19 protein-coding genes are annotated in these 18,385 nt (G+C 61.2%); 8 read left to right on the forward strand and 11 right to left on the reverse strand.

Going from position 1 to position 18,385, the window contains the following annotated elements:
* Positions 1-28: 28 nt before the first annotated feature.
* Positions 29-502, forward strand: coding sequence for a transcription elongation factor GreB (greB, locus tag AB5Y71_RS16075; protein ID WP_368171997.1), 474 nt, complete (start codon positions 29-31; stop codon positions 500-502).
* A gap of 191 nt (positions 503-693) precedes the next feature.
* Entirely contained in the window at positions 694-3,003 is a 2,310-nt protein-coding gene (locus tag AB5Y71_RS16080) for a Tex family protein (protein ID WP_368171998.1), read from the forward strand.
* Positions 3,004-3,073: 70 nt separating this feature from the next.
* Here AB5Y71_RS16080 and AB5Y71_RS16085 read toward each other — a convergent pair whose 3' ends face one another.
* The 4 genes from AB5Y71_RS16085 to bioH form a co-directional block, all read right to left on the reverse strand.
* Positions 3,074-3,352 (reverse strand): hypothetical protein, encoded by a 279-nt coding sequence (locus tag AB5Y71_RS16085; protein ID WP_005340630.1) that lies wholly within the window; start codon positions 3,350-3,352, stop codon positions 3,074-3,076.
* An 85-nt stretch (positions 3,353-3,437) separates the two neighbouring features.
* Complete coding sequence (locus AB5Y71_RS16090; RefSeq protein WP_368171999.1) at positions 3,438-4,205, reverse strand: putative metalloprotease CJM1_0395 family protein; 768 nt, start codon at positions 4,203-4,205, stop codon at positions 3,438-3,440.
* Between the two features lies 1 nt (position 4,206).
* The gene (locus AB5Y71_RS16095; RefSeq protein ID WP_005342675.1) at positions 4,207-4,440 is read right to left on the reverse strand and encodes a flagellar basal body rod C-terminal domain-containing protein; all 234 of its coding nucleotides are present in this window, start codon (positions 4,438-4,440) and stop codon (positions 4,207-4,209) included.
* Positions 4,441-4,511: 71 nt separating this feature from the next.
* A complete protein-coding gene (gene bioH, locus AB5Y71_RS16100) occupies positions 4,512-5,276 on the reverse strand; it encodes a pimeloyl-ACP methyl ester esterase BioH (protein ID WP_279497300.1) in 765 nt (254 codons plus the stop codon).
* A gap of 38 nt (positions 5,277-5,314) precedes the next feature.
* On the opposite strand from bioH, the gene AB5Y71_RS16105 reads away from it, so the two are divergent.
* Together AB5Y71_RS16105 and nfuA are read left to right on the forward strand one after the other, a co-directional pair.
* Positions 5,315-6,043 (forward strand): ComF family protein, encoded by a 729-nt coding sequence (locus AB5Y71_RS16105; protein ID WP_279497299.1) that lies wholly within the window; start codon positions 5,315-5,317, stop codon positions 6,041-6,043.
* Between the two features lie 80 nt (positions 6,044-6,123).
* The gene (gene nfuA / locus AB5Y71_RS16110; RefSeq protein WP_005340636.1) at positions 6,124-6,702 is read left to right on the forward strand and encodes a Fe-S biogenesis protein NfuA; all 579 of its coding nucleotides are present in this window, start codon (positions 6,124-6,126) and stop codon (positions 6,700-6,702) included.
* Between the two features lie 69 nt (positions 6,703-6,771).
* Here the strand turns inward: nfuA and gpsA are convergent, their stop codons facing one another.
* The 3 genes from gpsA to AB5Y71_RS16125 are packed head-to-tail and all read right to left on the reverse strand — an operon-like array spanning position 6,772 to position 8,731.
* Positions 6,772-7,776 (reverse strand): NAD(P)H-dependent glycerol-3-phosphate dehydrogenase, encoded by a 1,005-nt coding sequence (gene gpsA / locus AB5Y71_RS16115; protein WP_019445045.1) that lies wholly within the window; start codon positions 7,774-7,776, stop codon positions 6,772-6,774.
* A 2-nt stretch (positions 7,777-7,778) separates the two neighbouring features.
* Positions 7,779-8,249, reverse strand: a complete 471-nt coding sequence (gene secB, locus AB5Y71_RS16120; RefSeq protein WP_005340639.1) for a protein-export chaperone SecB — start codon at positions 8,247-8,249, stop codon at positions 7,779-7,781.
* Between the two features lie 50 nt (positions 8,250-8,299).
* The gene (locus tag AB5Y71_RS16125; RefSeq protein ID WP_005340640.1) at positions 8,300-8,731 is read right to left on the reverse strand and encodes a rhodanese-like domain-containing protein; all 432 of its coding nucleotides are present in this window, start codon (positions 8,729-8,731) and stop codon (positions 8,300-8,302) included.
* A gap of 246 nt (positions 8,732-8,977) precedes the next feature.
* Here AB5Y71_RS16125 and gpmM point away from each other — a divergent pair, with 246 nt between their 5' ends.
* Both gpmM and envC read left to right on the forward strand, forming a co-directional pair.
* On the forward strand, positions 8,978-10,507 hold the full coding sequence (gpmM, locus tag AB5Y71_RS16130; RefSeq protein WP_069527613.1) for a 2,3-bisphosphoglycerate-independent phosphoglycerate mutase: 1,530 nt from the start codon (positions 8,978-8,980) through the stop codon (positions 10,505-10,507).
* Positions 10,508-10,516: 9 nt separating this feature from the next.
* A complete protein-coding gene (gene envC, locus AB5Y71_RS16135; RefSeq protein WP_368172000.1) occupies positions 10,517-11,869 on the forward strand; it encodes a murein hydrolase activator EnvC in 1,353 nt (450 codons plus the stop codon).
* 132 nt (positions 11,870-12,001) lie between these two features.
* Here the strand turns inward: envC and AB5Y71_RS16140 are convergent, their stop codons facing one another.
* Positions 12,002-12,652, reverse strand: a complete 651-nt coding sequence (locus tag AB5Y71_RS16140; RefSeq protein ID WP_368172001.1) for a Qnr family pentapeptide repeat protein — start codon at positions 12,650-12,652, stop codon at positions 12,002-12,004.
* A gap of 89 nt (positions 12,653-12,741) precedes the next feature.
* Here AB5Y71_RS16140 and AB5Y71_RS16145 point away from each other — a divergent pair, with 89 nt between their 5' ends.
* On the forward strand, positions 12,742-13,749 hold the full coding sequence (locus AB5Y71_RS16145) for a substrate-binding domain-containing protein (RefSeq protein WP_368172002.1): 1,008 nt from the start codon (positions 12,742-12,744) through the stop codon (positions 13,747-13,749).
* A gap of 84 nt (positions 13,750-13,833) precedes the next feature.
* Here AB5Y71_RS16145 and AB5Y71_RS16150 read toward each other — a convergent pair whose 3' ends face one another.
* The 3 genes from AB5Y71_RS16150 to AB5Y71_RS16160 are packed head-to-tail and all read right to left on the reverse strand — an operon-like array spanning position 13,834 to position 16,787.
* On the reverse strand, positions 13,834-14,475 hold the full coding sequence (locus tag AB5Y71_RS16150; RefSeq protein ID WP_368172003.1) for a bifunctional 4-hydroxy-2-oxoglutarate aldolase/2-dehydro-3-deoxy-phosphogluconate aldolase: 642 nt from the start codon (positions 14,473-14,475) through the stop codon (positions 13,834-13,836).
* A 9-nt stretch (positions 14,476-14,484) separates the two neighbouring features.
* On the reverse strand, positions 14,485-16,281 hold the full coding sequence (gene edd / locus AB5Y71_RS16155; protein ID WP_368172004.1) for a phosphogluconate dehydratase: 1,797 nt from the start codon (positions 16,279-16,281) through the stop codon (positions 14,485-14,487).
* On the reverse strand, positions 16,278-16,787 hold the full coding sequence (locus AB5Y71_RS16160; RefSeq protein WP_005340649.1) for a gluconokinase: 510 nt from the start codon (positions 16,785-16,787) through the stop codon (positions 16,278-16,280). Before AB5Y71_RS16160 ends, edd begins: the two co-directional genes overlap by 4 nt.
* Before the next feature lie 245 nt (positions 16,788-17,032).
* Between AB5Y71_RS16160 and gntU the strand changes: the two genes are divergently transcribed.
* Complete coding sequence (gene gntU, locus AB5Y71_RS16165; RefSeq protein ID WP_005355418.1) at positions 17,033-18,373, forward strand: gluconate transporter; 1,341 nt, start codon at positions 17,033-17,035, stop codon at positions 18,371-18,373.
* Positions 18,374-18,385 lie beyond the last annotated feature (12 nt).

An 18,385-nucleotide genomic window follows, 5' to 3' on the forward strand; every position in this document is an offset into this window, starting at 1 on the left:
ACCCCTCTTTGACCAGGTCCGGATCACCATGAAGACAAAGCTGATCACTCGCGAAGGCTACAACAAGCTGAAAGAAGAGCTCGATTTCCTCTGGCGTCAGGAGCGCCCCGAGGTCACCAGGAAGGTGGCATGGGCCGCCAGCCTGGGGGATCGCAGCGAAAATGCCGACTACCAGTACAACAAGAAGCGGCTGCGGGAGATCGACCGGCGGGTGCGCTACCTGCGCAAATCCCTCGAAGAGCTGGGGATCGTCGACTATGCCCCCGCGCAGGAGGGCAAGGTCTTCTTCGGCGCCTGGGTCGAGGTGGAAAACGATGAGGGCGAGACCAAGCGCTTTCGCATCGTCGGCTATGACGAGATCTTCGAGCGCAAGGATTACATCTCCATCGACTCCCCCATGGCCCGCGCCCTGCTCAAGAAAGAGGTCGGTGATGAGGCCATCGTCCGTACGCCAGTTGGTGACGTCTGCTGGTATATCAACGAGATCAGCTACCCCAAATAGCCGGACTGCTTGCCACAGGCACATCCTGAGTCACAGGTGCAATGGCAAGATAAACGCCCTCCCCTGCAACTTTATCAGTCTGACGGGTGCAGACCCCGGCGCAGGGTGGCATCCCGCAACACGACCCCATATAGTGCTCACACTTGGCGCCTGATGGCGCGGACTCGACCACAGAGGCCCTCAACAACATCATGATGCAAACCATAGAGAGACAGATTGCCGGTGAGCTCAATGCTCGCCCGGAGCAGGTGCAGGCCGCAGTGCGCCTGCTGGATGAAGGCTCGACCGTGCCCTTTATCGCCCGTTACCGTAAAGAGGTGACCGGCGGTCTGGACGACAGCCAGCTACGTACTCTGGAGAGCCGCCTCGGCTATCTGCGTGAACTGGAAGATCGCCGTCAGGTGATCATTCGCTCCATCGAAGAGCAGGGCAAGCTGACCCCCGAGTTGGCCCGCGAGTTGAACGGCGCCGACAGCAAGACCCGACTGGAAGACCTCTACCTCCCCTACAAGCCCAAACGCCGCACCAAGGGGCAGATGGCGATCGAAGCCGGGTTGGAGCCGCTGGCCAACCTGCTGCTCAGCGACCCGATGCAGGATCCCGAGCAAGCTGCAGCCACCTTCCTCAATGCCGAACAGGGCATTGCCGACAGCAAAGCGGCCCTCGACGGCGCCCGCTATATCCTGATGGAGCGCTTCGCCGAGCAGGCCGACCTGCTGGAGAAGCTGCGCGACTACCTGTGGCAGAACGCCACCCTGCGCGCCCGCGTGGTGGCAGGCAAGGAGCAGGAAGGGGCCAAGTTCAAGGACTATTTCGAACACGACGAACCACTGCACAAGGCCCCCTCCCACCGGGTGCTGGCCATGCTGCGCGGCCGCAATGAAGGGATCCTCAATCTGGCTCTGGTAACCGGTGACGATGAGAGTGCCAGCCCCTGCGAAGGGATTATTGCCCACCACCTCAAGCTCAATCTGCAGAACCGCCCGGCCGACAAATGGCTGCATGGGGTGGTGAGCTGGACCTGGAAGATCAAGTTGTCGCTTCAGATGGAGACCGAGCTGATCGGCCGTATCCGCGAATCGGCAGAGGAGGAGGCGATCAAGGTGTTCGCCATGAACCTCAAGGATCTGCTGATGGCGGCCCCGGCGGGCATGCGCTGCACCATGGGGCTGGATCCGGGCATCCGCACCGGGGTCAAGGTTGCCGTGGTGGATGCCACCGGCAAACTGGTCGATCACGCCACCATCTATCCGTTCGAACCAAAACGCCAGATTGATCAAAGCCTCAAGACCCTGAGCGAGTTGTGCCAGAAGCACAAGGTCGAGCTCATCAGCATCGGCAACGGCACCGCCTCGCGGGAGACCGACCGGCTGGTCAGCGACCTGTTCGAGCGCTACCCCGCCGCTAAGGCGCAGAAGATAGTCGTGAGCGAAGCGGGGGCCTCGGTCTACTCCGCCTCCGAGCTCGCCTCTCAGGAGTTCCCGGATCTCGACGTCTCGATCCGTGGCGCCGTCTCCATCGCCCGCCGCCTGCAAGACCCGCTGGCCGAGCTGGTCAAAATCGACCCCAAGAGCATCGGGGTGGGCCAGTATCAGCACGACGTCGGCCAGAGCCAGCTGGCCCGCCGGCTGGATGCCGTGGTCGAGGATTGCGTGAACGCGGTCGGGGTCGATGTGAACACCGCCTCGGTCGCCCTGCTCAACCGGGTTTCCGGCCTATCCCAGACGCTGGCCCAGAACATCGTCGCCTACCGGGATGAGCACGGCGCTTTCAAGAGCCGTCAGCAGTTGCTGAAAGTGAGCCGACTCGGCCCCAAAGCCTTCGAACAGTGCGCCGGCTTCCTACGCATTCGCGGCGGCAGCAATCCCCTCGACAGCTCGGCGGTGCACCCGGAGTCCTATCCGGTGGTGGAGCGGATCATCGCCAAGCTGGAGCAGACAGTGGAGAGCCTGCTCGGCAACAGCAGCCTGCTGCGCAGCCTGAAACCGGTCGATTACACCGATGAGCAATTCGGCGTACCTACCGTCACCGACATCATCGGCGAGCTGGACAAGCCGGGCCGTGACCCGCGCCCCGAGTTCAAAACCGCGACCTTCAAGGAAGGGGTGGAACAGATCAGCGACCTGGTGCCAGAAATGGTGCTGGAAGGGGTGGTCACCAACGTCACCAACTTCGGCGCCTTCGTCGATATCGGTGTTCATCAGGACGGGCTGGTGCACATCTCCTCCCTGACCGACCGTTTCGTCAAGGATCCCCGCGAGGTGGTCAAGGCGGGCGATATTGTGCGGGTCAAGGTGCTGGAAGTGGACGCCCCGCGCAAGCGGATTAGCCTGACCATGCGCCTCGACGAGAAAGCGGGACAAGCTGCCCGCAAACCGGCTGAAGCGCGCAACAGCGGTGCCGGCAACACCCAACCAAGAAATGAGCCGCGGCAAAGCCCCCCTATGGGTGGTGCCATGGGCAACGCCTTTGCGGCAGCGCTCTCCAAAGCGAAAAAGTAACGACACCGTCCGGAACGCCTCTGAATGCAAAAAGCCCCGCAAGGGGCTTTTTTACACGCGAAGCTCAGGATTACTGCGCCAGGGCAGCAAGAATGCTCTCGGGCTCTCCATGCTGGGCCAGCACCTCCCGCAGTCGGTTGAATGCCTTGCAGGCCTCTTGCGGATACTTGCCGTAAGAGACGACACCGGTGTGGCTCCAGCCAGCCGCCAGCATCACTTTCTTCTTGAAACTGGTTCCTTCAGTTCCCCCTCCTCCAAGCTGCATCAGAAACTGCTCCATCTGCAGGTGGGGAGGCGGTACACGGGAGAAGGTGGTGAAATCTTCCGCTTTGACTTCATCGAAATGCATGACAGCTCCTGTGAAATTGGAATGGGCCTGATCTTCAGGTTAGTTGCAAAACAGGCAAAGCAGCTGAAAGTTTGGCGAGAGTGATTCAGATATGCAGACTGAGGGACTGGGTCAAGGCCGGGCTGACAGCCTGTTGATAGTGGCCCGCGATGACGCTGTTGCGCTTGTCCATATAGGCACTCAGCACGCCGCCCGATTTTGCGCTCTGCTCGGCCATCAGCTCTTTGCGCGCCTTGGCTTCACTGGCGGCGGCGCTGCGCGCGACGGCCAAATCCTGCGCAGAAGGCTCGGCAGGCGCCAGCGCTGCAGAGCGGATCTGCTGCATCTTGGCGATGGTAGCGGCAGGGTCACCGGGTACGACACTGGTATCGATCTGGACTTCGCCACCCGTCGCATAACGCTTGCCATCCGGCCCTTGCGTAAACTGATAGGTGGGCGAGCTGGCGTACTCTCCACCCGCAGACTGGTGCGCCTGCTCGTGAGTGCGCACCTCCTTGTCACGCTCGATAAGATCCTGAACCTGCTGCTCTTGCCGCTGTTGCTGCTCCTGTTGTTTGGGATCTTGCTGCTTGCGCTGCCCATCCTCACCGGTTGCCTCGACAAAGCGATTGTCTGGCAGTGTCGTCGGGGCTAATTGCCCGGTTTCACGGCTGTTCTGGGAGCTCTGATTGCTGGAGGCCTGACCGGCTTTGGATTTCTCTTTCTGGGAGCCGACTTCGGATTCGGCAACGGAGGCTTGGCCCGCCCGGGCCTGCGGGATCAGTTCTGCCCGGCGATTATCCGTCCTCGCCGCTTCCACTTGGGGTTGCAGCTGTGTCGGGATAAGGGGAGGCAGACTGACATTGATGTTCATCTCACACCCGGATGTCGATCAGGGTTCCCATCATCTCGCTGGCGGTCTGCACTACCTTGGCAGAAGCGCCAGCCTGCTGCTCAGCCACCTTGAGATTGACAAGCTCATCGGTCACTTGCACCTGATCCCCGCTGGGGGTGTTGAGGCGGGCGATCTGATTGGATGCCTTGTCGGCAATCTGCTCGGCTCGCTGAAATCCCTGTACCCCGCTGTTGAAAGCAGAATCAATACGCATGGTGTTACTCCTCTGGTCACAGCTTAATTATCCGCCAGACCAGAGGATTAATGAAGCTTGCCGGCTGTTTTTTAGCCAACAAAATCTCGAACGATTTCAATGAATTCGTCAGGGTGGGAGATAAAAGGTGCGTGTGAGGCCTTATTGAGAGTCACGCTGCGGCTGGCAGGGTAGAGATCATCCAGCAGGGGAATGGCCACCTTGGGCACCAATGAATCCAGTCGGCCATAGATCCGCAACCAGGGCAGATCCAGGTCCCGCAGCGGTTCGCGCAGGTCAATGTCGGCCAACAGCGTCAGCCCGGCCTCAAGTGCGGCAAACTGGGGCGCCGGGCGCTCGGCCAGCCAGTGGCGCAACTGACGGATATCATCTCGGGCATGTTCGCTGCCCATTGCCTGGATCGCCAGAAAGCGCTCTATGGTCTGGCGAAAATCCCCCGCCAACATCTGGTTGAAGCCGGTCAGTACCTTGGGGGCAATTCCGGGCCACTCGTCCCGCGCCATAAAGCAGGGAGAGCTGGCTACCGTGATCAGGGAATGCAACCGATCGGGATGAGTCAGCGCCAACTGGCTTGCCACCAGACCGCCGAGCGACCAGCCAAGCAGATGACACTTCTGCGGCAAGATGGCGGCCACCTGCTCGGCAAGCCAGGGCAGGCTGTAATCCACCTCGTCTGCCAGCAGGCTGTTGCCAAAACCGGGCAAATCTACCAGATGAACCCGATAGTGGGGCGCCAACAGTTGGGCAATGCCATGCCAGACCGCACCGTTCATCCCCCAACCGTGCAACAGCACCAGATCGGGCCCCTGGCCAAACTGCTCTACCGATATGCTCATCTAGACTCAAGATCCCTGTTCATGCTCTTGGGGTCAGCATGTTAAAGCGACTGCTCGCTAAAGCAAGCCCGCTGCTCGGCAACCACGGCGACTGGCAAGGGAGTTGCCTCCTCTGTCATCAGCCTTGCGACAACGAGCCCCTGCTCTGCAGCTGGTGTCGGCAGGCGCTGCACCAGTCACAGCCGAGATGCCACCTCTGCGCCGCACCGCTGGCTGACTATATAGAAGAGAGCATACCGGTCTGCGGCCGCTGCCAGCGCAGACCTCCCCCCTGGGAGCGGTTGCAGGTGATCGGCGACTACCAGGCTCCCTACCCCATGCTGATCCCCCGGCTCAAATATTCCGGCCAGATCCTGCTGGCGCCGCTACTGGCACGCCTCTTGGCCGATCATCTGGATGGCCGCGAGCCGCCGGAGGCGATCATTCCGGTTCCCCTGCACTGGTGGCGGCAGTGGCGGCGAGGGTTCAATCAGGCGGAGGAGATCGCGCAAGCCCTTGGCGAGTTCACCGACATTCCCTGCGACAACACTTTGTTGCAGCGCATCAAGGCGACCCCGCAACAAACAACCCTGAGCGCCGGGCAACGGCGGCGCAATCTGCGCGGGGCATTCCGGATCCGCCCCCACCACTATCGCCATGTCGCCCTGCTCGATGACGTCGTGACCACAGGCGCCACCGCTGGGCAGCTCAGCCGTTTGCTCCATGAGAGCGGCATCACAAAGGTAGAAGTATGGGCAATCTGTCGAACCCTGCGGCACAACAAGTAGCCATCGGCATGCTACCCAAGCATTAATAACCGCGTTATCATGAATACCCTAGTCGTACACTCAGGTTTATGAGGATAGTGATGATCAGCATTTCCGACGCCGCCCAGGCCCATTTCCGTAAACTGCTGGAAAAACAGCCTGATGGCACCAATATCCGGGTGTTTGTGGTCAATCCGGGAACCCAGAATGCCGAGTGTGGCGTATCGTATTGCCCGCCCGATGCCGTGGACCCGGAAGATCAACACCTGCCCTTCAGCGGCTTCGACTGCATGGTTGATCCCCTGAGCGCCCCCTTCCTGGTGGATGCCACCATCGACTTCGTGACCGATCAGATGGGCTCCCAGCTCACCCTGAAAGCACCGAACGCCAAGATGCGTAAAGTGGCCGACGACGCGCCGCTGATCGAGCGCATCGAGTACGTGTTGATGTCCGAAGTGAACCCCATGCTGGCCGGTCACGGTGGCAAAGTCACCCTGGTCGAGCTGACTGAAGACAAACTGGCCATCCTGCAGTTTGGCGGTGGTTGCAACGGTTGCTCCATGGTCGATTACACCCTGAAAGAGGGAATCGAGAAGCAGCTGCTGGAGAAGTTCCCGGGTGAGCTCAACGGTGTGAAAGACGCCACCGAGCACCAGCGCGGCGACCACTCCTACTACTGATTTGCAGCCCTTGCAGCAAAGAAAAGGCCCCGCCATCTGGCGGGGCCTTTTGCATGGGCAATCGGCAGATTACTCGTCCTTCTTGTCTCGCGACAGCAGGGCGATGGCCGCCTCTTTCGGGTTCTTACCCTCGTAAAGCACCTTGAAGATCTGCTCGCAGATGGGCATCTCGACGCCGCAGCGGGCCGCCAGCAGATGCACCTCTTTGGTGTTGCGATATCCCTCCACCACCTGACCGATCTCGGTCATGGCGGTGTTCACATCCTTGCCAGCCCCGAGGGCCAGCCCGAAGCGACGGTTGCGCGACTGGTTGTCGGTACAGGTGAGCACCAGATCCCCGAGCCCCGCCATCCCCATAAAGGTTTTGGCATCGGCACCCAGCGCCGCACCCAGACGCTGCATCTCCACCAGACCCCGGGTGATGAGCGCGGTTCTGGCATTGGCGCCAAACCCGAGCCCGTCGGAGAGACCGGCACCGATGGCGATGACGTTCTTCACCGCCCCACCCAGCTGTAGACCGACGAAGTCCGGATTGGTATAGACCCGGAACGAGCGGCCACAGTGCAGCAGGTGGGAGAGATCGTCGGCGAACTCGTCGTGAGTCGAGGCGACCGAGATGGCGGTCGGCAAACCGGCAGCCAGCTCCTTGGCGAAGGTGGGGCCGGAGATCACCGCCAGCGGCATCTCGTCCCCCAGCACTTCACGAGCCACGTCCTGCAGCAGACGGCCACTATCCGGCTCCAGACCCTTGGTGGCCCAGGCGATACGGGTATCGGGGCGCAGGAAGGGTTTGATCCGGGTCAGTACATCACCAAAGACATGGCTCGGCACGACCAACAGCAGCACGGGAGCCGCTTGTACCGCACGTTGCAGATCCGCAGTCAGCTGCAGATCGGCGGGAAAAGGGACATCAGGCAAAAATGCCTTGTTGCAGCGGTCTTGTTCCAGCTCGGCGACATGAGCAGGGTCGTGACCCCACAGCAGGGTCGGATGACCGTTGCGCGCCAGAGAAATGGCAAGGGCGGAGCCATAAGACCCCGCCCCCAAGACCGAGATAGCGATCTGGTCAGCCATTATCAGGCTTCCGCAGTCGCCTGCTGGGCCTGTGCTTGCGCCATGTGCTGGGCAAACAGGGCATCGAAGTTGACCGGTGCCAGGTTCAGCTGCGGGAAGGAACCCTTACTCACCATGTTGGCCACGGCTTCGCGGGCATACGGGAACAGGATGTTCGGGCAGAAGGCAGCCAGGCAGTGAGCCAGTTGCGGCTCCGGCAGGTTACCGATGGTGAAGATACCGGCTTGCTGTACTTCGCACAGGAAGGCGGTTTCGGTTTCCAGTTTGCAAGTTACGGTCAGGGTCAGGACAACCTCGTACACGTTCTCAGCCAGGATGTTGGTCTTGGTATCCATATCCAGCTTGACGTCCGGCTGCCACTCTTTCTGGAAGATGTGCGGGGTGTTCGGCGCTTCGAAAGAGACATCCTTGGTGTAAACACGCTGGATGTGGAATTCCGGTTGTACTTCCTGGTTGTTGATCTCGTCAGCCATTTCGTTTGATTCCTTGTTATATGGATAAGTGGGCTCAGGCCCTGCTTAAATCAGCGTTTCTTGGTTACCGGCAGATTTTCTGCACGCCATTGGGCCATGCCACCGCCGAGCACATAAACCTGCTTGAAGCCAGCTTTGCTCAGCTGACGGCCCGCGCCGCCCGCAGTCATTCCCGACTCGCACACCACTATGATGGGGGCATCTTTATGCTTTTCAACCGGGCCCAGATTATTGCTCTGGATCTGGGTCAGCGGCAGGTGCTGGGCACCGGCCAGATGGCCCTTGGCGTACTCTTCCTGACTGCGAATATCTACCACGGTGGCATTCTCGCGGTTGATCAGCAGGGTCGCGGTGTGGTTGTTGACGGTTTTTACCGGGGACAAACGGGCACGCACAGTGGTGTAAACCAGGGTGCCAGCCAGACCCAACCAGGCTGCGGTCAGCAGCGGGTTACGGGCCGCAAAATCCAAATACTCTTGCATCTTCTACTATCCAGGGACCAAGACAAGGGCCCGAGTATACATGGGGGTATTGATAAGATCAGCCATCTTGGCGGCAAAGCGCGAGCAGGCTCCCATCATCATTGGGCAGCGAGCATGGCAGGAAGGGCGTGGCTTGCGGGGCCACGGGAGCGCCCCTTGGCTATCAGGTGACTATTTCGGCAGATGTAGTAATATTACGCTAGTTTCATTTCCCGCATTTTTTCCAATCCGAGAGGACATAGTCTTATGTCAACAGCTAAGAAACCTTTGGTTCTGGTCATCATGGACGGTTGGGGCTACAGCACCAAGCAAGAGCACAACGCCGTCGCTGCCGCCAAGACTCCCAACCTCGATCGTCTGGCCCGTGACTACACCAGCACCCTGATCTCCGGTTCCGGTCTGGACGTCGGTCTGCCGGATGGCCAGATGGGCAACTCCGAAGTGGGCCACGTCAACATCGGTGCCGGTCGCATCGTCTATCAGGAGCTGACCCGCATCTCCAAAGACATCCAGGACGGCGAATTCTTCCAGAACGTCGAGCTGGCCAAGGCTGTTGACGCTGCCGTCACCAACGGCAAAGCCGTTCACATCATGGGCCTGATGTCCCCGGGTGGCGTACACAGCCACGAAGAGCACATTATGGGCATGATCGAAATGGCCGCAAAGCGTGGCGCCGAGAAGATCTACCTGCATGCCTTCCTGGATGGCCGTGACGTTCCGCCGCGCTCCGCCCAGTCCTCCATCGAGCTGTTCGATGCCCTGTTCGCCAAGCTGGGCAAGGGTCGTTTCGCCTCCATGATTGGTCGTTACTTCGCCATGGACCGTGACAACCGCTGGGATCGCGTGCAGCAAGCCTATGACCTGATGACCCAGGGCAAGGGCGAGTTCACCGCCGAGAGCGCCACCGAAGCACTGGCTGCCGCTTATGCCCGCGATGAGAACGACGAGTTCGTCAAAGCCACCCGCATCGGCGAAGCTGCCCCGATGATCGACGGCGATGCGCTGATTTTCATGAACTTCCGTGCCGACCGTGCCCGTGAAATCACCCGCGCCTTCGTTGACACCGACTTCACCGGCTTCGCCCGTGCAGTCGAGCCTAAGCTGAACTTCGTGATGCTGACCGAATACGCGGCCGACATCAAAACTGCCTGTGCCTACCCGCCGACCGCTCTGGTCAACACCCTGGGTGAGTGGCTGGCCAAGCAGGGCAAGACCCAGCTGCGCATCTCCGAAACCGAGAAGTATGCTCACGTCACCTTCTTCTTCAACGGTGGCGAAGAGTCCTGCTTCACCGGCGAAGATCGCGAGATCGTGGCCAGCCCGAAAGTGGCAACTTATGACCTGCAGCCGGAAATGAGCTCCGAAGAGCTGACCGACAAGCTGGTTGCGGCCATCAAGAGCGGCAAGTACGACGTCATCATCTGTAACTACCCGAATGGCGACATGGTTGGTCACACCGGTGTGTTCGATGCCGCCGTCAAAGCCTGTGAAGCCGTTGACCACTGCATCGGCCGCGTGACCGACGCCCTGGCCGAAGTGGGTGGCGAGTGCCTGATCACTGCCGACCACGGTAACGCCGAGAAGATGCTGGACGAAGAGACTGGTCAGGCCCACACCGCCCACACTAATCTGCCGGTTCCTCTCATCTATTTCGGTCGCAAAGCCGAGGTAGTTGAAGGTGGCAAACTGTCCGATCTGGCCCCCACCATGCTGACCCTGATGGGTCTGCCGGTGCCGCCGGAAATGACTGGCAAGCCCCTGATGATTCTGAAATAATCCTTCCCCATGCGGGGATGCGAAGTTATTTCACAGAAAACCAGTCGCGTCGGCCTGTTGGCCGGCGCGCTGTTTTTTTGCCTGTCGTTTGGCGTCAGCAAACCGGCTTTGGCCGCCAATCAGCAGCTGGGGACCATGCAGTCCCAGATCAAAGAGCAACAGAAGACCATCAAGCTCAGCAAGCAGGAGCTTGCCAAGCTCAATACCCAACTCAAGGCTGACGAGCAGGCCATCTCGGCCGCCGCCGCCAAACTCAACCAGACCAAGCAGCAGTTGAAACAGAACCAGCAGAAGCTGGCGACCCTGCAAAAAGACAAGCTGGGGCTGGAAGTTCAAGCCAAACATCAAAAGCAGTTGCTGGCCAAGCAGGCGGAGAGCGCCTTTCAAGCGGGCAACCACGACTACCTCAAACTGCTGCTCAATCAGCAGGATCCGGCCAAACTGAGCCGCTCCCTCGACTACTACGACTACCTCAACAAGGCCCGCATCGAGGCCATCGACGCCCTGCGCGCCACCCGTGACAAGCTGGCGAAAAACCAGCAGGCCACCAAAGAGACCGAAACCAGACTGCAGACCCTGCTTGCCGAACAGCAGGAGCATCACCAGACCCTGCTGGCCAGCCAGCAGAGCCGGGCCAAGGTGCGCAACCAGTTGCAGCAGTCGGTACAAGATGACGAGCAGAAGCTCACCAAGCTGGTCAAGGCGGAGAAAGCGCTGAAAGCCCGGCTGGAAGAGTTACGTCGCAAGCGTGAAGAGCAGGAGCGCCGTGAACGGGCCGAGCGGGAGCGGTTGGCCAAGCTGAAAGCGGAGCAGGAGCGTCAGCGCAAGCTGGCCGAACAGCGCCGCGCCGAGCAACAACGACTCGCCGCCCAGCAGAACAAAACCGTCAAACCGGCAGAACCGGCCGAAGAGGTAGCCAGCAGCAAACCGGAGCGCGGTTCGGGCATCAGCAGTGCCGGTCACTACAGTGGTCTCAAGACCAATGGCAGCCTGCGCTGGCCGGTACAGGGACCGATCCTCATCTCCTATGGCTCGCCCCGTACCGCCCAGCTCAAGTGGAAAGGCACCCTGATCGGCGCCAGCGAAGGAACCCAGGTCAAGGCGGTTGCACCGGGACAAGTGGTCTACGCCGACTGGCTCGACGGCTTCGGTATGCTGCTGGTGATCGACCACGGTAAAGGCTATATGAGCCTCTACGGTCACAATCAGTCGCTGCTGCGTCAGGTTGGCCAGAATGTGGAACAGGGTGAACCGGTGGCGCTGGTCGGTGACAGTGGCGGTCAGGACAGACCGGGCCTCTACTTCGAAATTCGCTATCAGGGCGAGGCGATCAACCCGACCAAATGGCTGGCCAAGGGTTGAGTCAACCCGGCCGACAAACGCCTCACACGCTCACAACAAAAGCCTGCCTCACGCAGGCTTTTGTCGTTTCAGGAGTACAGCAACCCGCTGTCACTCCCATTTGATGAAAAATTACCTAATTATTCGCTCGGCTCAGGGGAAGACAACCAGACCGATCTGCTCCAGCAAGGTCTGCTGCTGATCCTCGTTGATCTGCACCCCTTGCAGATCAACCCGGCGCAGATCCAGCCCCGGCAGATCGCACTGGCGCAGATCGCAGCCCTGCAGCTTGAAGCTGGTCCAGTCAATCTGGCCAAACTCGGAGCCGCTGAGATCGGAACCCGCCAGCGAGGCACCAAACAGGTTGGCCCCCTGCCAACGGTTGCCGGTCAGCTCGCACTTCTCCAGCAGGCAGCCCTCGAAGCTGGCGTAGCTGAAGTTGTTGCCGGTCAGATGGGCCTCGCAGAAGTAGCTTTTGGCGGTGATCTGGTTGGCGAAGCTGGCATGGCTGAAGTTGATACCGACCGCCTGACAGTCGCGCATCTCCAACCCCAGACACTGGCTGCGGCTGCAATCGGCCATGGTGAGATCGCAGCGCAGGAAGCTGGCCTCGCGCAGCTCGCAACCCTGCAACAGGCAGCCCCGTTCGCTCTCCCGATCGTAGAAGCTGCAGTCGATGAAGCGGCTATCGCTCAAATCCAGCCAGGAGAAGTCGCAGCCGATAAAGCGGCACTCCAAGAACTGCTCCCCCTCCACATCCTGTTGCTCGAACCGGACATCCACGAACTGCTTGCCTCTGATCATCGGAAAACTCCTGCAAAAACGGCTTCATATGCTGACTTTATCCGCCAAAAACGGTAATGTTACATGTAACATCCACGCTGGACACCCCTATGAGCCCCACCCGCAAGCGCCGCCCCACCCTGCAAGATATCGCCGACCAGACCGGCGTGACCAAGATGACTGTCAGCCGCTATCTGCGCGACCCGCAGACTGTGGCGGAGGGGACCCGCGAGCGGATCGCGGCTGTGGTGGAAGAGCTGGGTTATATCCCCAACCGGGCGCCGGACATTCTCTCCAACGCGACCAGCAAGGCGATCGGCATCCTGATCCCTTCCCTCTCCAACCAGGTCTTCTCGGCGGTGATCCACGGCATCGAGTCGGTGACCCGACCGGCTGGCTACCAGACCCTGCTGGCCCACTACGGCTACAGTCCGGAGAGAGAGGAGGAACAGGTCGCGTCCCTGCTCTCCTATCACGTGGATGGGCTGATCCTCTCCGACAGCCAGCACACCGAACGCACCCGCAAGATGATCGCCACCGCCGGCATTCCGGTGGTGGAGACAATGGATCTGCCACAAACCCCCATCGACATGGTGGTCGGCATGGACCATAGAGCCGCGGCCCGGGCCATGGTAACAGAGATGCTGCACCGGGGCCGACGCAAGGTGGTCTATCTGGGGGCGCGGCTCGACGTGCGTACCCAGCTGCGGATGGAGGGTTACTATCAGGCGATGACCGACTTCGGCCTCACTGGCCAGCATCTGCTGACCGAACAATCCTCCAGCTTCACTCTGGGGGGCGATCTGCTGGATCAGGCGCTGGTGCGCTATCCCGACCTAGACGGCCTGTTCTGCACCAACGATGACCTGGCGGTGGGCGCCCTGCTGCAGTGTCAGGCCAAGTGGATCCCGGTGCCCCAGCAGATCGCCATCGCCGGTTGCAACGCCCTCGACATCGGCCACGCCATGACCCCCAAGCTGGCCAGTATCGCCACCCCGCGGGAAGCGATCGGTCGGGAGGCGGCCACCATGCTGCTGGCTCGTCTCAACGGCCAATCCCAACCCGACACCCGCAAGGATATCGGCTTCTCCCTCTATGTCGGGGAGAGTCTTGGGTAATCCCTTCCCTCACCCACTGAAGTCACGCCGATAACAAACAGGCCACCCGAGGGTGGCCTGTTTGGTTTTCTGCACAACTGATGCTTAGCGTTTTACCAGCTCAACTGCTTCGCGGGAGAGGCGGGTCACCTCTTCCCAGTTGCCGCTCTTGACCGCATCGGCCGGCAGCATCCAGGAGCCGCCGACGGTGGCGACGCACTTGAGCGCCAGATAGTCGGCCACGTTTTTCGGGCCGATACCGCCGGTCGGGCAGAACTTCACCTGGGGCAGTGGGGCGGCAATGGCTGAGAGTGTTTTGGTGCCGCCGTTCGCTTCGGCCGGGAAGAACTTCAGGTGGTCGTAGCCCGCTTCCAGCGCCTGCATCACTTCAGACGGAGTTGCCACGCCCGGGATCAGCGGCGCAGTGCTCTTGGCCGCGTGGGCCAGCAGGGCCGGGGTCATCCCCGGGGAGATGACGAAGCGGGCACCGGCAGCGACGGCTGCGTCAAACTGCTCGCAGTTGAGCACGGTACCGGCACCGACCATGGCATCCGGCATCGCCTTGGCGATGAGGGCGATGGCATCGAGCGCCACCGGGGTGCGCAGGGTGATTTCGAAGACAGAGATGCCGCCGTCGAGCAGCGCCTTGGCCATCGGCAGGGCCTGATCCAGCTCGTTGATAACCATCACGGGTACCAGCGGGGAGGCGGCAAACACCTCGGCCGGGGTCACTTTCCAGTTCTGCATAGCTCTTCCTTAGTCAAAGATGGTAGCGCCGCACTCGGCGCTCGATACCGCGCGACGCATCACGCTGAACAGTTCACGGCCCCACCCCTCTTGTTCCAGAGTGAGGTCAATCTCGGCCTGGATACGGCCACTCAAATCGGTCAGGCAGTCGAGGCTGCCGTTTACCGCATCAACCCGCAGCAGGTCGCCATCGGCAAGCAGGCCGATGGCCCCGCCGTGCAGCGCTTCCGGGGTGACGTGGATGGCGGCCGGGATCTTGCCGGAGGCGCCGGAGAGACGGCCATCGGTGACCAGCGCCACCTTGTAACCCGCCTTCTGCAGGTTGCCGAGCACCGGCATCAGCTTGTGCAGCTCCGGCATGCCGTTGGCGGCCGGACCATTGTGGCGCACCACGATCACGGCATCCTGATTGAGATCGCCCGCCTTGTAGGCCGCTTCCACCGCATGCTGGGAGGAGAAGACCCGCGCTGGCGCTTCGATAACCCGATACTCGGGAGCCACGGCGGATACCTTGACCACGGCGCGGCCCAGATTGCCCGCCAGCAGCTTGGTGCCGCCGGTGGCCTGGAATACGCTGCCGGAAGGCGACAGCACGCTCGCATCGCCGCTCTCGCCCACCGGCTTCCATACCAGCTGGCCATCGACCAATGCCGGACGGCTGAGGTAATCCTGCATCTCGCCAAAGACCGGAGTTGCGTCCATGTGGATCAGCCCCTCTTCTGCCAGACGGCGCATCAGGCCGGGCACGCCGCCCGCCTGTTCGAAGGCGTTCACGTCGGCCGGGCCGTTCGGGTACATGCGAACCAGCAGCGGCACCACGTCAGAGAGATCGCTGATGTCATCCCAGGTCAGTACCAGACCGGCCGCACGGGCCAGTGCCACCATGTGAATGCTGTGGTTCGTGCTGCCGCCGGAGGCGAGCAGGGCCACCAGACCGTTGACCAGCGAGCGCTCATCCAGCACCTCGCTCAACGGGCGATAGGCCGGAGATCCCGGGATCATGGCGCTGATACGGCGGGCCGCTTCGGCGGTCAGGGCGCGGCGCAGCTCACTATGCGGGTGCACAAAGGCGGAGCCCGGCAGCATCAGGCCTATGGCCTCGAACACCAGCTGGTTGGTGTTGGCGGTGCCGTAGAAGGTGCAGGTGCCTGCCGCGTGGTAGGCGCCGCACTCCATCTCCAGCAGGGCATCGCGACCCACTTCACCGGCGGCGTACTGCTGACGCACCTTCACCTTCTCGTCGTTGCTGATGCCGCTCGCCATGGGGCCGGCAGGAACAAATGCCGTCGGCAGGTGAGCGTGGGAGAGGGCCCCCATGATCTGACCCGGAGCGATCTTGTCGCAGATGCCGAGCAGCAGGGTGGCGTCGAAGGTGTTGTGAGAGAGAGACAGCGCGGTCGCCTGGGCGATCAGATCGCGGGAGAAGAGGGACATGTCCATCCCCGGCTGACCCTGAGTCACACCGTCGCACATGGCGGGCACGCCACCGGCAACCTGAGCACTGTGGCCCAGTTCGGCCAGCGCGCCCTTGATGATATCCGGATAGCCCTGATAGGGCTGATGGGCACTCAGCATGTCGTTGTAGGCGGTGACGATGCCGACGTTGGCGCGGGTCATATCGAGAATGCGACCCTTCTCGTCACTGCTGCAGGCGGCCACGGCGTGGGCCAGGTTGCCGCAGGCCAGCGCGGCGCGGGTCTTGCCCTGCTCTGCCTGACGCTGGATGCGGGCCAGAAATGCCTGACGACGGGCGACACTGCGCTCGCGGATGCGGGCGGTGACGTCGGAAATTACCTTATGAATCATTGGGCTTGCTCCAATGCTGTGACGGCGCGGTCAACCACCTGTTCGAAGGTGCCGTCTATATCAATGTGGAATACACCAGCTTCGCCATCCGGGCGCTCCAGGGTATCGAACTGACTTTGTACCATGCTTTCACGCATGAAGTGGCCCTTGCGGGCACGCATCCGCTCGAGGATCAGCGGCTGGCTGCCATCGAGGAAGATGAAGCTGACCGACTCGTTGCCTTCGCGGATCTGGTCGCGGTACTTCTTTTTGAGGGCGGAACAGACAATGATGCCGGTCTCGTTCTTCTGCTCGAGACTGTAGGCGGCGTCGCGGATCCGCTCCAGCCAGGGGGCACGATCCTCATCGTTGAGGGGGTTGCCGCCAGCCATCTTCTGGATGTTGGCCTTGGGGTGCAGGTCATCACCATCGATGAACTTGGCGCCCAGCGCTTCGGCCACTTTCAGACCCACGCTGGATTTGCCGCTACCACACACACCCATCACGATAATGCACTTACCCGCCATAATTTGACCTCTGTCCCACTTTTCAAAAAACCAGCTGTTGATGGGTTCTAATCTAACACGTTACCGGTAACATGTTACCGGTAACGATTGAAAATGTGAAGTCTGCCACAGACTGAGCAAACCCATAGTCACCTGGGCATATGATGTTGAGCCCTTGCCATAAATCTAAATAAATCATAAAGATATGGTTTGCCGACGGATCGGCAAGGTGTCACGACTGAACTTGGAAAAAGGAACGCATAACAATGTCTGACCTCTCCCTGATCATGACAGCCGCCGGCTCGATTGTGCTGCTGCTCTTCCTGGTGATGAAGGCCCGGCTCCACGCCGTGGTAGCCCTGATCCTGGTCTCCATGGTGGCGGGTCTCGCCGCTGGCATGAACCCGGCCGACATCGCCAACACCATCCAGAAAGGGATGGGTGGCACCCTCGGTTTCGTCGCGGTAGTGGTGGCGCTGGGCGCCATGTTCGGCAAGGTGATGGAAGTGACCGGAGCCCTCGACCGGGTAGCCCACACTCTGCTCGGCAAGTTCGGCGTCAAGCGCGCCAACTGGGCCATGGCCCTGACCGGCTTTGTCTGCGCCCTGCCGCTCTTCTTTGACGTGGCCGTGGTGCTGCTGATCGGCGTCGCCTTCGCCATCGTCCGTCGTGGCGGCGGCAGCGTGGTGAAAATCGGTATCGCCCTGCTGGCCGGTATCGCCACTTGCCAGGCCTTCCTTATCCCGGCGCCGGGCCCGATCCTGGTCGCTTCCCAGCTGGGTGCCGACTTCGGCTACATGATCCTGTTCGGCCTGATCGCCGCCGTACCGGCGCTGATCCTGGCTGGCCCGCTGTTCGGTGACTTCATCAGCAAGATCGTCGATGTACCGCTGCCTGCCGATGCCCAGAACAGCGTCCACGATGACAGCAAATCTCTGCCCTCTTTCGGGCTGGCCATGGGCCTCATCGGTCTGCCGCTGCTGCTGATCGGCCTCAAGACCATCGTCGGTCGTTTCGTCGAGGCGGGCTCCACCCTGCACAACTGGCTGGAGTTCATCGGTCACCCCTTCACCGCCATCATGGTCGCCTGTCTGGCCGCCTTCTATCTGCTGGGTATTCGCCGTGGCATGTCCCGCGACGAGGTGATGAGCGTCTGCAACAGCGCCATCCAGCCGGCTGGCGTCATTATTCTGGTTACCGGTGCCGGTGGCGTGTTCAAGCAGGTGCTGGTTGATTCCGGTGTGGGTGCTGCCCTTGGCAACATGCTGGCCGATTCCGGTCTGCCCATCGTCGCGCTGGCCTTCATTCTGGCCGCTGCGGTACGGGTGATTCAGGGCTCCGCCACCGTCGCCATGCTGACCGCCTGTGGTCTGGTGCTGCCGATGCTGGAGCCCCTCGGTCTGAACGGTGCCCAGCTGGCTGCCGTCACCATCGCCATCGGCGGCGGTGCCATCGTGCTCTCCCACGTCAACGACTCCGGTTTCTGGCTGGCGAACCGCTACCTCGGCCTGACCGAGAAGCAGACCCTGCAGACCTGGACCGTGATGGAGACCATCATCGGCACCACCGGCGGCGTGATGGCGATGATCATCTACAGCTTCCTCTGACATGGGCGAAAT

The organism is Aeromonas sp. R9-2, from assembly GCF_040908025.1.
Classification (GTDB): domain Bacteria; phylum Pseudomonadota; class Gammaproteobacteria; order Enterobacterales; family Aeromonadaceae; genus Aeromonas; species Aeromonas veronii.

Excerpts from the sequence above, each read along its gene's own strand:
- AB5Y71_RS16080 (WP_368171998.1), top strand. The coding sequence starts at position 694 with ATGATGCAAACCATAGAGAGACAGATTGCCGGTGAGCTCAATGCTCGC.
- AB5Y71_RS16090 (WP_368171999.1), bottom strand. The coding sequence starts at position 4,205 with ATGAACATCAATGTCAGTCTGCCTCCCCTTATCCCGACACAGCTGCAA.
- gpsA (WP_019445045.1), bottom strand. The coding sequence starts at position 7,776 with ATGGCTGACCAGATCGCTATCTCGGTCTTGGGGGCGGGGTCTTATGGC.
- AB5Y71_RS16095 (WP_005342675.1), bottom strand. The coding sequence starts at position 4,440 with ATGCGTATTGATTCTGCTTTCAACAGCGGGGTACAGGGATTTCAGCGA.
- AB5Y71_RS16160 (WP_005340649.1), bottom strand. The coding sequence starts at position 16,787 with ATGGCGGGTAAGTGCATTATCGTGATGGGTGTGTGTGGTAGCGGCAAA.
- gpmM (WP_069527613.1), top strand. The coding sequence starts at position 8,978 with ATGTCAACAGCTAAGAAACCTTTGGTTCTGGTCATCATGGACGGTTGG.
- nfuA (WP_005340636.1), top strand. The coding sequence starts at position 6,124 with ATGATCAGCATTTCCGACGCCGCCCAGGCCCATTTCCGTAAACTGCTG.
- edd (WP_368172004.1), bottom strand. The coding sequence starts at position 16,281 with ATGATTCATAAGGTAATTTCCGACGTCACCGCCCGCATCCGCGAGCGC.
- AB5Y71_RS16085 (WP_005340630.1), bottom strand. The coding sequence starts at position 3,352 with ATGCATTTCGATGAAGTCAAAGCGGAAGATTTCACCACCTTCTCCCGT.
- AB5Y71_RS16140 (WP_368172001.1), bottom strand. The coding sequence starts at position 12,652 with ATGATCAGAGGCAAGCAGTTCGTGGATGTCCGGTTCGAGCAACAGGAT.
- secB (WP_005340639.1), bottom strand. The coding sequence starts at position 8,249 with ATGGCTGACGAGATCAACAACCAGGAAGTACAACCGGAATTCCACATC.
- envC (WP_368172000.1), top strand. The coding sequence starts at position 10,517 with ATGCGGGGATGCGAAGTTATTTCACAGAAAACCAGTCGCGTCGGCCTG.
- AB5Y71_RS16105 (WP_279497299.1), top strand. The coding sequence starts at position 5,315 with ATGTTAAAGCGACTGCTCGCTAAAGCAAGCCCGCTGCTCGGCAACCAC.
- bioH (WP_279497300.1), bottom strand. The coding sequence starts at position 5,276 with ATGAGCATATCGGTAGAGCAGTTTGGCCAGGGGCCCGATCTGGTGCTG.
- AB5Y71_RS16150 (WP_368172003.1), bottom strand. The coding sequence starts at position 14,475 with ATGCAGAACTGGAAAGTGACCCCGGCCGAGGTGTTTGCCGCCTCCCCG.
- AB5Y71_RS16145 (WP_368172002.1), top strand. The coding sequence starts at position 12,742 with ATGAGCCCCACCCGCAAGCGCCGCCCCACCCTGCAAGATATCGCCGAC.
- AB5Y71_RS16125 (WP_005340640.1), bottom strand. The coding sequence starts at position 8,731 with ATGCAAGAGTATTTGGATTTTGCGGCCCGTAACCCGCTGCTGACCGCA.
- greB (WP_368171997.1), top strand. The coding sequence starts at position 29 with ATGAAGACAAAGCTGATCACTCGCGAAGGCTACAACAAGCTGAAAGAA.
- gntU (WP_005355418.1), top strand. The coding sequence starts at position 17,033 with ATGTCTGACCTCTCCCTGATCATGACAGCCGCCGGCTCGATTGTGCTG.